The sequence below is a fragment of the Culturomica sp. genome, from assembly GCF_003524185.1.
GTDB lineage: Bacteria > Bacteroidota > Bacteroidia > Bacteroidales > Marinifilaceae > Culturomica > Culturomica massiliensis.
The window spans coordinates 236,501-250,897 of record NZ_DOED01000042.1 but is presented as its reverse complement, the minus strand read 5'-3'; the positions used below and the strand labels follow the sequence as shown (position 1 = coordinate 250,897).

The following is a 14,397-nucleotide window of genomic DNA, read 5'->3' as shown; positions in this document are numbered from 1 at the left end:
CTAACTTTCGGGGTTCAGTTCAATACGACCCGGTTTCTTTAATTTAAGACAGAATCATCGCTTGATAATCATTCAAATTTTGTATAAATTTATTGCTCAATAAATGATCAGAATATCCTGCATTTTGACAATACAATTCGGAAGATTCTTTTGATTTATTAAAAAAGCAAAACATTTCTTTTATACTAACGTAAAACCAATAAAAAAGACATGAAAATTACAATGCATGGAAACCCGCTGACACTTGCGGGCCAACCGATTAAAGTAGGAGAAACAGCTCCGGTATTCACGGCTGCCGACCAAGGTTTAAAACCCGTCAGCCTGGATCAGTTCAAAGACAAGAAGGTGGTTATATCTGTATTCCCTTCTATAGATACGCCGGTATGCTCGGCACAGATGCACCGGTTCAATAAAATCGCAACGGAACTGAGTAATGATATCGTTATTATCGCCATCTCATGCGACCTGCCTTTTGCCCTTCACCGCTATTGCGCAGCCGAAGGCATCGACAGAGTGGTTACCTTGTCCGATTACAAAGATGTCGATTTCGGTAAAAAATACGGCTTTTTGATTGAAGAACTCCGGTTGTTGTCGCGGGGGATCGTTATCGTCGGTAAAGACCGGAAAGTCAAATACGTAGAATATGTTCCGGAAATCACGCACGAACCGGATTATGACAAAGCTATGGAAGCATTGAAAAAAATATAATTCATTTTTCTCCGATAAAAAAGTTGCCACGGCTGTGTCGCGGCAACTTTTTTTATATCCGGCTTTATAAACTTAAATTTGCTTCAATAAATTGATCATTTCAATAGCTGTAGCCACTGCTTCAAAACCTTTGTTTCCGGCTTTTGTTCCGGCCCTTTCTACGGCCTGCTCAATCGAATCCGTCGTCAGAATACCGAAAATCACCGGTACACCGGTACGCAATCCGACCTGCGCCACTCCTTTCGTCGCTTCATTGGCCACCATATCGAAATGAGGTGTCGCTCCCCGGATAACCGCTCCCAGGCAAATAACGGCATCGTATTTTCCGCTTTCCACCATTTTCTGCGCTGTCAGAGGAATTTCGAAAGCTCCCGGTACCCAGGCCAAGGTAATATCTTTTTCACATCCGCCGTGACGTACAAAGGCGTCGATTGCACCTCCCAGTAATTTACTGGTAATAAATTCATTAAAACGGCCGGCGACAATTCCTATACGCTGTCCTTCCGCCAATAATTTTCCTTCCAAAACATTCATAGTACCAAAATTTATAAGTTTTTTTATTATTTCATTATCAATCAACACATTACATGCCAGTTATTTGAAAATCAGTCTGAAACCTCTATTTCTCAGCCTTTTTCCAATCCCCTTTCACATGCAATATATGCCCCATTTTTTTGTATTTGGTATACATATAAAACTCATTTTTTTCATTACAGGTCATTTCTATCGGTTCCCGTCCGACCACTTCCAGTCCGTATCCATCCAATCCTCTTATCTTCAAAGGATTATTGGTCATAAGTATCATTTTCTTCACGCCTAAATCGGCCAAAATTTCCGCACCTGTACCGTATTCCCGCAAATCAGCCTTAAACCCGAGAGCCAGATTCGCTTCTACTGTATCCATACCTCCGTCCTGCAAATGATAAGCCCTTAATTTATTTATCAAACCGATTCCCCGGCCTTCCTGACGCAAATACAGCAATACACCCCGGCCATTCTTTTCTATTCTCCGTAAAGCTTCCGCCAGTTGTTCTCCGCAATCACAACGCAACGAACCGAAAGCATCCCCCGTCAGACATTCCGAATGTACCCGGCATAATACCGGCTCTCCGTCGGCCACATCTCCCTTCACCAAAGCGACATGGTGTTCTCCATTGATCTTATTCACATATCCGTACGCTTTAAAAATACCGTATTTTGTAGGCATTTCGGCCTCCGTTACCCTTTCTACCAGAATTTCCGTTTTCCGGCGATAGGCAATCAGGTCAGCCACCGTTATTACTTTCAGACCGTGTTCCCGGGCAAACGCCAATAATTCGGTGGTACGCATCATCGTTCCGTCTTCCCGCATAATTTCGCAACACAAACCGCACTCCTTTAAGCCGGCAATCCGCATCAGGTCGACGGTCGCTTCCGTATGCCCCATCCGCTCCAAAACACCTCCCGGCTTGGCTTCCAACGGAAACATATGCCCCGGACGACGGAAGTCGGAAGGTTTTGCATCGTCTTCTACACATTTCATTGCCGTAACGGAGCGTTCCAGAGCCGAAATCCCCGTTGTCGTCGAGATATGATCGATAGACACGGTAAAAGCCGTCGCATGGTTATCCGTATTGTTTGCTACCATCTGTTGCAGATTCAGCTTCTCCGTCAATGCCCGCCCCATAGGCATACATATCAACCCTTTTGCATACGAAGCCATAAAATTGACATTTTCCAAGGTAGCGAATTCTGCCGCACATATCAAATCCCCCTCATTTTCCCTGTCGGGGTCATCTACAGCCACAATCATCTTCCCGGCCTTTAAATCGGCGACAGCTTCTTCTATTGTACTAAACTTAATCTCTTCCATATCATTATATTTTTATTTGTTTTATTTATCGACCTATAAGCTTGTTTCTTAAAATCCATTCGCCTGCAAAAACTCCAGGGATAACCCCTTGTTTTCCTTGCCCATCAGTTTCTCCACATAACGGGCAATCATATCGTTCTCCAAATTGACAATATCTCCGGTGTGCTTTCCCGTTAATGTGGTTTCCTCCTGGGTATGGGGAATAACCGATACCCGAAATACCGCTTCATCGACGTAAGCGATCGTCAGACTAACCCCATCTACCGTTATCGAACCTTTCTCGATCATATATCTCAACAATTGCGCATCGGCCGATATCGTAATCCAAACGGCAATATCGTCCCGTTGTATATCTGTAATCCGTCCAGTTCCATCCACATGTCCGGCTACAATATGTCCTCCCAAACGGCTGCTCAAACAAAGTGCCCGTTCCAGATTTACCCGGTCCCCCGGCTTTAAAGTCCCCAGATTACTCCGTCGCATGGTCTCCGGCATTACATCCGCCCGAAATCCCCCGCCGGTCAGCGAAGTCACCGTCAGGCATACTCCATTGGTTGCAATACTGTCGCCCGCCTTTGTATCTTCCAGTACTTTTTTTGCCTGTATTTCCAGGGCAACACTACGGCTGCTACGGGTAATACTTTTTATCTTACCGATTTCCTCTATTATTCCTGTAAACATACCATGTCAAAATCTAATGTTTTACAATCGGCCGGGCCATCAATAAAATATCCCTGCCTATCGCTTCCACGGCAAAAGGACTCAATTCCAACGCTTCTCCCATCCGCTTAAATCCCTCTCCTTCTACCGGAGTTTTAGCCGTTTTTCCTCCCACAATTTTCGGAGCGATAAAAGCATATACCTCATCTATCACTCCTGCTTTTACAAAGGTGTAATTCAACTCGCCTCCACCTTCCAGCAAAACAGAATCAATCCCCCTTGCGCCTAGTTTTTTCAATAAATCTGTAATATCTACACGACCGTCTTTTTCTTCACACAATAAAGTTCCGCCTCCGGCCTCCTGTATCATTTCCAATTGTTCCTCATCTGCCTGAACAGTATGAGCCACCAGTAGCGGAAAGACCCGGGCCGTCCGGACGACCTGCGAATCGAAAGCAACCGAAGCCTTACTATCCACAACAATACGTACCGGTTGTCTGTGTTCGCCTTCCAAACGGCAATTCAAAAGCGGATCATCAGTTTTCACTGTACCCGATCCGACCATAATCCCCATATACTCAGAACGCATCCGATGTACCCGGAGCCGCGCGTCGTCGCCGGTCACCCACCTGGCATCGCCGGTAAAGGCAGCAATCTTACCATCCAAAGTCATAGCCGTTTTCAGGGCAACCCAAGGCAGTCCGGTTGCAATATACTTCAAAAACACCCGGTTTTGCTCACGTAAAGCCTCCTCCTCAACCCCGGTAACAACTTCTATTCCGGCATTCACCAGTTTTTCCAATCCTTTACCTGCCACCAAAGGATTCGGATCTTCCAAACCGACCACAACCCGGGCGATCCCCTGTTCAATCACAGCATCCACACAGGGAGGCGTTTTCCCGTGATGACAACAAGGCTCCAATGTCACATACAGAGTAGCTCCTCTCGGATCTTCGATACAATTTTTAAACGCATTCCTCTCTGCGTGCAAGCCCCCGTAATATTCATGCCAACCTTCACCGATAATCCGGTCTCCACGAACAATCAAAGCCCCGACCAGAGGGTTGGGATTGACAAAACCTTTTCCTCTTTCAGCCAACTCCATCGCCCGCAGCATAAATTGCCTGTCAGCCTCTGTAAATTGCTTGTTTTCCATGTCCTGATTTTCAAAAAAAATACCCCGGATATAAATCCGGGGCATGATACTATATTAAAATCAAAGATATATACATATACCTTCCTATTCCTTCTATCATCCGGACTTTACCGTCGGTACCGGAATTTCACCGATTCAGTCCCTTAAAAGGGAGTCGCGGACTGTCACCGCCGGTAGGGAATCACACCCTGCCCCGAAGAAATATTTATCACAAGCAAAAATAAACATTTTCAAAAGAATAAGCAAATCCGTTATATAAATTTTAAATTTACAGGTCCGGACCACCCTCTGCCGCTGTTTGCCATTCTAATTTAAAATCCGGTACCTGGTTTTACCGGAACAATACAAACCCGGAATTTTGATTTACCATTCAGCAGCCCGGTCAACAAAACCTCCATCACTTCTTGCCCAACAACCTTGAATTCCAATACTGAATCAAATTTTCAACCACATTTGCAACGTTACAAATCTTTTTACTATTTTAATTCAAAATTCAACCACACATACAAATATCTACGTATCAAATACATACACAACTTTATATCACCAAATTTCCCGGTCTCAAAAATAAAATAACATTTTTTAGCGCAAGTTTTTATTTTTTTATCGTCTATTCATATAAAGGACAAATTTTAAATGTCTGAAACAAACGACCTACTAGCTACTACTCAAGGTGTATAATTACTAAAACGTGCGACTATGAAAAAAATGTATCTGTTCATGCTACTGGCAATCGGCCTTTTGGTTGCCTGTGACGACGATGAAGACAACGTCATCACGTTATCCCTGGAAAATCCGACGTATATACTGAAAGCAGACACTCCGTTGGAAATCGTGCTAAACGCTTCTGAAAATATGGGAGGTCTGACAGCCGTACCTTTCCGGCTTTCCGGTTCTGCCGTAGAAGATGAGGACTATACCATCTCAGACAAAGAATTCGTTTTCTTACCCGCCACCCGGAGCGCACGCATTCGGATTACGCCAAAAGAAAACTATGCAAAAGACCGGGATATTATCCTTTCCCTGAATCCGGTAAATGGCTTTGAATTACAAGGGCACACTACTGCCACTGTCGCCGTAGAAGCACGGAAATCGGTAATCTGCAACTTTACCAGAGCGACAACCGATCTGTATACTTCGCGTGTCATCAAACTTAAAGTTACGGATGATGAAGGGAATCCCTGGTCTGCTACCGGAGATCTGCACATTCCGTTTAAAATTGAAGGAACGGCAGAAGCCGGTACGCATTACACAATCGAAAATAATGTCAGCGAATTTGTCATACCGGCAGGCAAAGATGAAGCCACAATTACGCTTAACTACCAAAATGCAGTGGAAAATTACGATCTGATACAATTGAGTGTCATCGAAAACAGCGGTGTCCACACCAGTACCACCGGTACGATAACGGTGCGGATCGTACAGCCCAACATCTTATCGGATATGATAGGCACCTGGACCTATGCCAACCAATTTATAAGTCTGGACCTTTTTGCCTGGTGGGTAAGCTATCCTGAAGACCTGGTTCATTTACCCGATAACGAATCCTCTGCCGGTACGTTACGTTTTATCTCGGAAGAGAGTGACTCCTTAGCCATCAATCTGACCGGAGACCTGGCTGAATATTTCAGGAGTACAAGTGTCAGTTTCTTGAAAGAAGTTCCTGAAATGTTGATGGAACAAGATTGGCTGGATGCTACGATAACTTATGCCACGCTGGGAAAAGCCAATGTAAATTTCTCCGCCGCTCACACCAGTGAACGTCCGGTTATGATCGGCTTCCGTTTCCCGGATGATTCAAAAAATATATTGGAAGTCAGAATCATCGACTACGAGCCGACAGATTTCTTAACAGCTTCTTACCAAGATATGTTGAACAGTCTGAGCGGAGATGATCTGCTCTATCCGATGAAAGATTTTTATCCCCTCGTTTTCAATTTTAGGCGTGAATAGCCGAAAACAGCCAGGCAGATAAAGAATTTACTTCTTTATCTGCCACCTTTTACCGAATCGAAATAAAAACCACTTTTAAAAGATCAAAAATATGCGCAACTTTATTACAGGAATACTATTTTTTATCCTGTGTACCCCCGGAGTATCCGGACAGGATAGGCTACTTGATCTGCTCAAACGGGAAATATCCCACCAGATGCAGGAATTACAGCAGCAAGAACTTCCCCCCTATTACATGAATTACCGGATGGTTGACGAATATGCTACCCGGATTACAACGGCTTTCGGTGTATTAATGGACGACACTTACAAGCACGAGCGTACGCTGGTTCCCCAGATTCGTATCGGAAGTAAAGAATTCGACAACTTCAAAAAAAGAGCAATGGGATGTAAGATCACCTTTTGGGAAGGTCCCTCCTATGCCGTTTTACCATTGGACGAAAACAACAATGAGAATGCAATTCGTCAGGCGATCTGGCAAGAAGTCAACAGCCGTTACAAATTTGCCGTAGAAATGTACCAGCAAGCCAAAGCCAGTATGAAGATCAACGTTGAAGAAGACGATAAATCTCCCTGTTTCAGTGAGGCTCCGATAGAAACTTATTACGAAGAACCGCTTCCGGACGCCCAATTACACATCAACCGGGAAGCCTGGATTAAACGACTGAAAGAAATCTCGGCCGTTTTCCAGAATCAACCCAAGCTCTTGGAAGGAGAAGCCTATCTGCAATACATCGTCAAACGCATCTATTTCATCGATACGGACGGTACGGCTGTCGTCCAAAATCAAACCCGGGCCAGAATACTGGTAAGCGGCATGACCAAAGCCGACGACGGTATGAAACTCCCCTTATCGCTCTCATATTTTGCCTATCGTCCGGAAGATCTTCCTTCCAATGAACAGATCATAGCCGAGACACAACAATTGGTCAAAAAATTATTGGAACTGAGAGAAGCTCCCATTGTAGAACCTTACACGGGCCCGGCGATTCTCTCCGGAGCATCGGGGGGTGTATTTTTCCACGAAATATTCGGTCACCGCATCGAAGGCCAGCGCATGAAGGAAGAAGACGATGCCCAAACATTCAAAACCATGGTCGGTAAACCGGTATTGCCTGCCGACATGCAGGTATATGCAGACCCGACATTGAAAGAATACGCCGGAGAAAAATTGAACGGACATTACAAATATGACGACCAGGGAGTAAAAGCCCAACGTGTAGATGTTGTTGTCGACGGAAAACTGAATGAGTTTTTAATGACCCGTACCCCTTTGGACGGACATCCCCGTTCCAACGGACATGCCCGGGCCGCACTCGGTTATGACCCGACTTCCAGACAATCGAATCTGATTGTAGAAACCAAAGATCCGAAAAGCGAGGCAGAACTGCGCCGTATGCTTATTGCCGAAGCCAAAGCACAAGGAAAAGAATACGGGTATTTTTTCAAAGAGGTGACCGGAGGATTTACAATGACCGGCAGGATGATGGCCAATTCATTTAATGTTATCCCGGTAGAAGTATACGAAATATATGTCGACGGGCGCCCGGATCGCCTGGTCAGAGGAGTAGACCTGATCGGAACACCGCTGTCGATGTTCTCCAACATTATACATGCAGGCGGAGAATCTCAGGTATTTACCGGGACCTGTGGAGCCGACTCGGGTGGAGTTCCGGTTACGGCAACCTCCCCCACCATCCTGGTCAAAAAAGTAGAAATGCAAAAGCAGGATAAATCCGCAGACTTACCTCCTATCCTGGAGAAACCGCTCAAATAACCGTTCTGACAAAAACTCATAAACTTATTCGCAATGAAAAATACACGATATATATTATTTCTGGTACTGCTGCTTTTCATCATTCCTTCACATGCCCAGCACAGGAACGATCAGATTATCTTTAAAGCGATGCAGGATGAACTGAAGCGAAATCTGGATCAGCTTTCGCTGCCGGACGTAGAAAAACCGTTCTTTATCTCCTATTCCATCGGAGCGATCCGTCAATATGAAATGCAAGGAGTGCTCGGGGCTATCACCAAAATCAACAACCAACCCGAGCAAATGATCGGATCTGTAAACGTATTATTGGGTGACTATACACGCACCAGCGACAGCAAATACCAAGGCAGATACAAAAGAACGATCATGCCGGCCGAAGCCGACTACGATCTGATCCGCCAATGCTTATGGCTGGGAACCGACGTCGCATTCAAAGACGCTTCCAAAGAACTGGCAGCCAAACTGACAGCACGCCAAAAAGAAATCAGCACGCCGGAAGAAGCCCGTTTAACCGATCTGGTAAAAATACAGCCGGTAGAGAAAATCATCGTTCCTGAAAAACCTTTTGTGGTAAATGAAGAACAATGGAAAGCCAATTTACGTACCCTGTCGTCTATCTTCGGTAAATATCCGGAATTGTACAATTCGTCCGTAACAATCAAAGGAATGGATATGGAGGTTTATCTTTCCACAACTGAAGGTACCCGGGTGAAACAACCGGTCCGTTACATCTGCCTACAAGCAGAAGCTTCTACCCGTACGGACGATGGCATTCAGATCAAGGACAGCTATTCCGCTATTGCCAATATTCCTGAGCAATTGCCGGATATGAACGAATTAAAAATCAAAATTACCGAATTTGCTGAAAGCCTGACGAAACTCCGGAATGCAGAGCCGGTAACTCAATTCTATTGCGGTCCGGTACTATTCGAGGACGGAGCTGCTGCTGCTATCCTTCAAAAAAATCTATTGACCCAAAACGGACTTTTTGCTTACCGGAAACCGGAAGACCGGTTCACAGCGGTCCAGAACAAGGTAAAACCCATCAATTCCCGGATCAATATGAAAATTATCGACAACAGAATTACGGTAAAGAGTTATAGTGATCTGGATCAATACAATGGAAAACCTCTTTACGGAGCGTACAGTATCGATGCTGAAGGAGTTATTCCTCCGAAAGAACTGACCTTAGTGGAACATGGTATCTTCAAAAAAATGCTCAACGGACGCGTACCGGGACTGAATTGTGAAGAGACAACCGGAAGTTCTAAATATTATGCCTATCCGAGGGAAATACTATATACAACAGCTCCCGGCACCCTTCATATCTCGGCAGACAAAGGAGCGAAACCCGAAATGCTGAAAAAACAATTGATAAAAATAGCCAAAGAAGACGGTTTATCGTATGCATATATTGTACGGAGCATTGATCCGACAGCATCCGTCATCTACAGAGTCGATGTCAAAGACGGAAAAGAAACGCTGATGCGTTCCGCTGATATTTCTTCAGTCGAACTGAAAAATCTGAGACGTTTGGCTGGCATTTCGGCAAAGGAAAAAGTCACCGAATTTATGCTGGACGACTATGTACTGACTTCGATGATTTACCCGTCGGCTCTATTGGTGGAGGATGTTGAAATCAATAAAACGACGGTCACCAAAGAAAGTGCTCCGGTTCTGCAATTCCCCTTGAGCGAAAAGGTGGATAAATGAATCACGGGATACTGCAAAGCCGGGAACTTTGCAGTATCCTTGCCAGGTTGACAGATGCAATAAGTAAACACATCCGGAACTTCCGTTGGCAATATTATTAACTATGGGTATATATTTTGGAAAGGCGGAGATAGATGGACGAAGACAGAAACCTTAAAGCAATTAGGGAAGGTGACGAAAAGGCTTTCAAAGAACTTGTAAACAAGTACAAGGCCAAAATTGTCAATACCTGTTATGCATTCGTCCACAATCGGGAGGATGCCGAAGATCTTGCGCAAGAAGTGTTTATATCATTTTACCAATCCATCGGAAAATTTCGGGGAGAATGCAGTGTGTCAACATGGCTTCATCGGATAGCTGTCAATCTATGTATCGATTATCGCAAATCATTGCGGGGACGCATAAAAAAAATAAATGTAGAAGAATGGAATCTTAAAACAGAACCCTCTTCAGAAGATCCGTTGGCTTGGGAACACCTGGCTGAAGACGAAACGAAAACATTGCTCCACCAGGCTGTCGACAGCCTGCCAAAGAGACAACGCACAGCTTTAATTTTAAGTAAATATGAAAATTTATCCTATCAACAAATCGCCGATGTAATGGGCATTTCGGTTTCATCCGTAGAATCGCTCCTTTTCAGAGCAAAAAATAATCTGGAAAAAATTTTCAAAAGACTAAAATAAAACGGCTATGAAAATAGAATTTAAAAAACAGCTAATCTACTGGGCCAATATCATTCTGTTAACGGTAAATGTCACTTTTTTCATTTTCCTGTTTCCGGCAGGCAAAGATGAAATCCCGACAAGAAGCGAGACCGAACTTTCAAATGAGTTCATCAAAAACGAACTGGGATTTACAGACGGACAATTCCAACTGTTGATGGACGCCGATCGGGAAATCCAGTATAAATATCAAATCGTATTGAAACTATTGTGTCAAAATCGTTATCGCTTATTAAATGAATTGGCTAAGCCGTATCCTTCTGAAATACAAATGGACAGTCTGGCAGAAATGATCGGCTTCCTTCACCGGGCTTTAAAAAAGCAAACGATTGAACACCTTATGAACATCAAAAAAACTTGTACTCCGGAACAAACGGGCCGTCTGAACGACATTTTCAGACAAATGCTGGATATGGACCATTATTGTCCGTTCTGTAAAGAAAAATGTTCTGTAACTCAAAAAAACGAGCGTTATCCGGTATTCTTTCCCTACGATCACGAAGCAGAGGCTAAGATGAGGGAACAACTGGGACAACACTGAATATTTCAGGCGTGTTTGTTCTGACAAGGTGTGAATATTAAAACGGGAACGATCTCTGGTCAGGTATAAATGTTTCCGATTGTGTGTAAAAATGGTGCAATTGAAAATATACAATGTTATGGCGTGGGAAAAAATAATCGAAAAAGATAAAATTACATCCGTCAGTGATGAATTTTACGACAATGTGCTGAAAAAATTGAGAATACATATCCAATCCCGCAAAACAGAACGTTTTTTCCATAAAAAGCATATCTGGATGAGTGTGGCAGCTGGAATACTGCTGGGATTGATCATGCTGAATCTACAGAATCACATACAGGAATCGGAATTGAAAATATCTCAAAAGGAAGCCTGGATCAACCGCTACTACCTGGACGATATGGTCATAGAAAAAGTGGATTGTACCATTTTTTAAACTGACATAACCCTAAAACTACTAACCGCTAATCCATAAAATCATGAATTTAAGGAACATTTTCTTATTCATCTTGGTGATCTTGTTACCGGGACCGTTATCCTTACAGGCCCAATCCAGCAAGTTCACGCTTTCGGGGACGGTCATCGATGCCAAAACCGGAGAAACCATACCTTATGTGACGATTTTGGTCAAAGAATTATCCCTTTGGACAACCTCCGATGTCGACGGGAATTTTATCCTCAAAGACATCGCCGGAGGAGAATATACGCTGGAAGCCAAATGTCTGGGCTTCGAGGAGTATTCCGTCAGAATCATCATACGCCAGAACATATCCAAATACCAGCTAAAGCTCCAGGCACAGTCACTGGCATTGGATGAAGTGACCGTAACGGCCACCGATGCCAGAAAAATGAACAGTACGTCCAACATCAGCAAGACAGCCCTGGAACACTTACAAGCAGCCAATATTCAGGATGCTATGCAATTATTGCCCGGTTCCCTGACAAAAAACCCCCAACTGACAAGTGTCGCCAAAGTTACGATCCGGGACATCTCGGGTACGAACAGTGCCATCTCGCTGGGTACCTCCATTATTGTCGACGGAGCAAAAATTTCCAACGACGCCAACATGCAGATGGTATCGGGCGGTAATCCGGCCTCTTCCTCTACCAGCGGCACAGGAGTCGATGCCCGGCAAATTCCGGTAGACAACATCGAATCCATAGAAGTCATCAGAGGAGTCGCCTCTGCAGAATACGGAGACCTGAACTCCGGTGCCGTCATTGTCAAGACGAAAGCGGGGAAAGCCCCCTGGGAAGCCCGTTTTAAAACAGACCCACACCTGAAACAAGCCTCCCTGAGTAAAGGGTTTGCTTTAGGTCCGAACAAAGGATTTTTAAACTTCGATGCCGATTATGCCAAGGCATTGAGTGACATACGTACCCCCTCCCGCTCCTACGGCAGAGGTACGCTACAGATCGGTTACTCCAATATCTTCAACACCAAGGGCCGTGCTGTCAGTTTTAACGCCAAACTGAACGGTAGCATAACGATGGATAAAGTGAAAAAAGATCCGGACCAGTCTTTAGACGAATTGACCAAATCCGAAGACAACAAAATAGGATTGAATTTTTTCGGTAACTGGATGGTGAAAAAGCCTTGGCTTACCAGTCTGGAATACAGTGCCTCCGGCTCTTATGGACGTCAATACAACAGAAACAAAGAGTGGCATTCTGCTGTCAAACTGCCTAATACCAATGCGAAAGAACCGGGAGAACATCTGGGCGTATTACTGCCTTACGAATATTTCAGTGACTTGAGGATCGAAGGTATTCCGATTTATGCACAAGCCAAATTAACGGCCAATGTAACCGGGAAGTACGGTAAAATATACAATAATTTTATGCTCGGAGCGGAATGGACCACCAAGGGGAACCGGGGCGACGGCAAGACATTCGACTCACATTATCCGCCGGCCCAGAACCTGCGTCCCCGGCCTTTTAAAGACATTCCGTTCATTCACGAATACACCGGATTTGCAGAAGATAAAGTCATCCTTCCGTTCAGCGAAGAAATATCATTTCAATTTTCTGCCGGCGTACGCCTGACCAATATTGCCACTAAAGCTGCCGATTACGACATCACCGTCGACCCCCGCTTCAATGCTAAATTGACGCTGATCGACCGTAATTATAACCGGGAAGGTATACAATATCTGAGTGTCCGGGGCGGCTGGGGTATCCTTACCAAAATGCCGACCCTGGCCCACTTATACCCCGATCCGGTATATTCCGATCATATCAGCTTTAATTACAACGATGATGCCAATAACTATAATTTGACGGTGATCACCACCGATGTGCAAAAAACGGAAAACCCGAACCTGAAACTCCCCTCCAGTCGTAACATGGAAATCGGACTGGACCTGAAAGCATTCGGTATAACCGGAAATTTTACCTATTTTAAAGAGAAATTGACCCACGCATTTACATGGGAAAGTACGGCCCGTCCCTCCAACTACAGACAGTATAATTACGACCCGATGATGGGACGGCCGGAATACACAAACGGAGAGGTAACAGTAGGCGGTACTCCGGTAGGGTATCAGACGATCAATACCTTTTTAGGTTACAGACTCCCCGGAAACGGTATGACCATCAATAAATGGGGGATCGAATACAACCTGGATTTCGGAAAAATCAATCCGCTCCAAACTTCTGTTATTATAGACGGGGCTTATTTCAATCAAAAAGAACACAACGATGTATTGCAAACAGGTTATGTAAGCGACATGGTCGACGGCAAACCTTACCCTTACATGGGCATCTACGCCGGAGGCAATGGCAGTAGCAACGGCACAAAAATGCAGCGCCTGAACACCAATATACGCCTCATTACCCATATCCCGCAATTGCGGTTGATCGTCACCTTATCCGGTCAATGCGTATGGATGGACAAAAACCAGGTATTTAACAAATACCGCGGGATCAACATGGTATACATGCAGGATGACGACGGAAATTATGTTTTCGGTGATCCGGGCAAAGACATGAAATACCTGAAATGTGTCAATCCGGTTGCTTATATGGACACCTACGGCATGGTTCATCTTTTCACCGACAAAGAGGCCAATGACCCCTTATTCCAGAAAATGATACTCAAAAACAGGGCCAGTACATTTGCAGAAAATGATCCCAGTCCCTATTTTATGCTGAATATGCGTCTGACCAAAGAAATCGGGAACTATGCTTCACTCTCATTCTACGCTAACAATTTCACCAATGCCCGGCCGAAACGCTATTTAAAAGCCAACGGTATGGATGTCAGAATGAACTCCGGAATTTTCTTCGGTGCAGAGATCAGCCTGAAATTTTAATACACACTTTAAAGCAGACGAA

12 protein-coding genes and 1 riboswitch are annotated in these 14,397 nt (G+C 44.5%); of the genes, 8 read left to right on the top strand and 4 right to left on the bottom strand.

The features are described from left to right. Positions 1–210 precede the first annotated feature (210 nt). On the top strand, positions 211–708 hold the full coding sequence (gene tpx / locus DD657_RS14875; protein WP_021988262.1) for a thiol peroxidase: 498 nt from the start codon (positions 211–213) through the stop codon (positions 706–708). Between the two features lie 72 nt (positions 709–780). Here the strand turns inward: tpx and ribH are convergent, their stop codons facing one another. The 4 genes from ribH to ribD all read right to left on the bottom strand — a co-directional run bounded on the left by ribH (position 781) and on the right by ribD (position 4,376). Then, positions 781–1,242 carry a 6,7-dimethyl-8-ribityllumazine synthase gene (ribH, locus tag DD657_RS14870; RefSeq protein WP_021988261.1) on the bottom strand — a complete coding sequence of 154 codons (462 nt, stop codon included), beginning with the start codon at positions 1,240–1,242 and terminating at the stop codon, positions 781–783. Positions 1,243–1,327: 85 nt separating this feature from the next. Continuing rightward, entirely contained in the window at positions 1,328–2,560 is a 1,233-nt protein-coding gene (locus DD657_RS14865; protein WP_021988260.1) for a bifunctional 3,4-dihydroxy-2-butanone-4-phosphate synthase/GTP cyclohydrolase II, read from the bottom strand. Positions 2,561–2,608: 48 nt separating this feature from the next. Next, positions 2,609–3,241 carry a riboflavin synthase gene (locus DD657_RS14860; RefSeq protein ID WP_287050678.1) on the bottom strand — a complete coding sequence of 211 codons (633 nt, stop codon included), beginning with the start codon at positions 3,239–3,241 and terminating at the stop codon, positions 2,609–2,611. Positions 3,242–3,254: 13 nt separating this feature from the next. Next, positions 3,255–4,376: a bifunctional diaminohydroxyphosphoribosylaminopyrimidine deaminase/5-amino-6-(5-phosphoribosylamino)uracil reductase RibD gene (gene ribD / locus DD657_RS14855; RefSeq protein ID WP_068692229.1), complete on the bottom strand. Its 1,122-nt coding sequence runs from the start codon at positions 4,374–4,376 to the stop codon at positions 3,255–3,257. Between the two features lie 84 nt (positions 4,377–4,460). Continuing rightward, a riboswitch (FMN riboswitch) is annotated at positions 4,461–4,581 on the bottom strand. Between the two features lie 494 nt (positions 4,582–5,075). On the opposite strand from ribD, the gene DD657_RS14850 reads away from it, so the two are divergent. The 7 genes from DD657_RS14850 to DD657_RS14820 all read left to right on the top strand — a co-directional run bounded on the left by DD657_RS14850 (position 5,076) and on the right by DD657_RS14820 (position 14,375). Further along, the gene (locus DD657_RS14850) at positions 5,076–6,329 is read left to right on the top strand and encodes a Calx-beta domain-containing protein (protein ID WP_287050676.1); all 1,254 of its coding nucleotides are present in this window, start codon (positions 5,076–5,078) and stop codon (positions 6,327–6,329) included. A gap of 91 nt (positions 6,330–6,420) precedes the next feature. Beyond that, a complete protein-coding gene (locus DD657_RS14845; RefSeq protein WP_021988256.1) occupies positions 6,421–8,106 on the top strand; it encodes a TldD/PmbA family protein in 1,686 nt (561 codons plus the stop codon). A gap of 33 nt (positions 8,107–8,139) precedes the next feature. Beyond that, positions 8,140–9,819, top strand: coding sequence for a metallopeptidase TldD-related protein (locus DD657_RS14840; protein ID WP_118773245.1), 1,680 nt, complete (start codon positions 8,140–8,142; stop codon positions 9,817–9,819). Between the two features lie 134 nt (positions 9,820–9,953). Next, on the top strand, positions 9,954–10,502 hold the full coding sequence (locus DD657_RS14835) for an RNA polymerase sigma factor (protein ID WP_021988254.1): 549 nt from the start codon (positions 9,954–9,956) through the stop codon (positions 10,500–10,502). Between the two features lie 7 nt (positions 10,503–10,509). Then, positions 10,510–11,082, top strand: a complete 573-nt coding sequence (locus DD657_RS14830) for a hypothetical protein (RefSeq protein WP_021988253.1) — start codon at positions 10,510–10,512, stop codon at positions 11,080–11,082. Between the two features lie 118 nt (positions 11,083–11,200). After that, a complete protein-coding gene (locus DD657_RS14825) occupies positions 11,201–11,497 on the top strand; it encodes a hypothetical protein (protein WP_147379415.1) in 297 nt (98 codons plus the stop codon). A 43-nt stretch (positions 11,498–11,540) separates the two neighbouring features. After that, on the top strand, positions 11,541–14,375 hold the full coding sequence (locus DD657_RS14820; RefSeq protein WP_021988251.1) for a TonB-dependent receptor: 2,835 nt from the start codon (positions 11,541–11,543) through the stop codon (positions 14,373–14,375). The last annotated feature ends 22 nt before the right edge of the window (positions 14,376–14,397 follow it).

Coding starts and splice junctions, on each gene's coding strand:
- tpx (WP_021988262.1), top strand. CDS start 211: ATGAAAATTACAATGCATGGAAACCCGCTGACACTTGCGGGCCAACCG.
- ribH (WP_021988261.1), bottom strand. CDS start 1,242: ATGAATGTTTTGGAAGGAAAATTATTGGCGGAAGGACAGCGTATAGGA.
- DD657_RS14865 (WP_021988260.1), bottom strand. CDS start 2,560: ATGGAAGAGATTAAGTTTAGTACAATAGAAGAAGCTGTCGCCGATTTA.
- DD657_RS14860 (WP_287050678.1), bottom strand. CDS start 3,241: ATGTTTACAGGAATAATAGAGGAAATCGGTAAGATAAAAAGTATTACC.
- ribD (WP_068692229.1), bottom strand. CDS start 4,376: ATGGAAAACAAGCAATTTACAGAGGCTGACAGGCAATTTATGCTGCGG.
- DD657_RS14850 (WP_287050676.1), top strand. CDS start 5,076: ATGAAAAAAATGTATCTGTTCATGCTACTGGCAATCGGCCTTTTGGTT.
- DD657_RS14845 (WP_021988256.1), top strand. CDS start 6,421: ATGCGCAACTTTATTACAGGAATACTATTTTTTATCCTGTGTACCCCC.
- DD657_RS14840 (WP_118773245.1), top strand. CDS start 8,140: ATGAAAAATACACGATATATATTATTTCTGGTACTGCTGCTTTTCATC.
- DD657_RS14835 (WP_021988254.1), top strand. CDS start 9,954: ATGGACGAAGACAGAAACCTTAAAGCAATTAGGGAAGGTGACGAAAAG.
- DD657_RS14830 (WP_021988253.1), top strand. CDS start 10,510: ATGAAAATAGAATTTAAAAAACAGCTAATCTACTGGGCCAATATCATT.
- DD657_RS14825 (WP_147379415.1), top strand. CDS start 11,201: ATGGCGTGGGAAAAAATAATCGAAAAAGATAAAATTACATCCGTCAGT.
- DD657_RS14820 (WP_021988251.1), top strand. CDS start 11,541: ATGAATTTAAGGAACATTTTCTTATTCATCTTGGTGATCTTGTTACCG.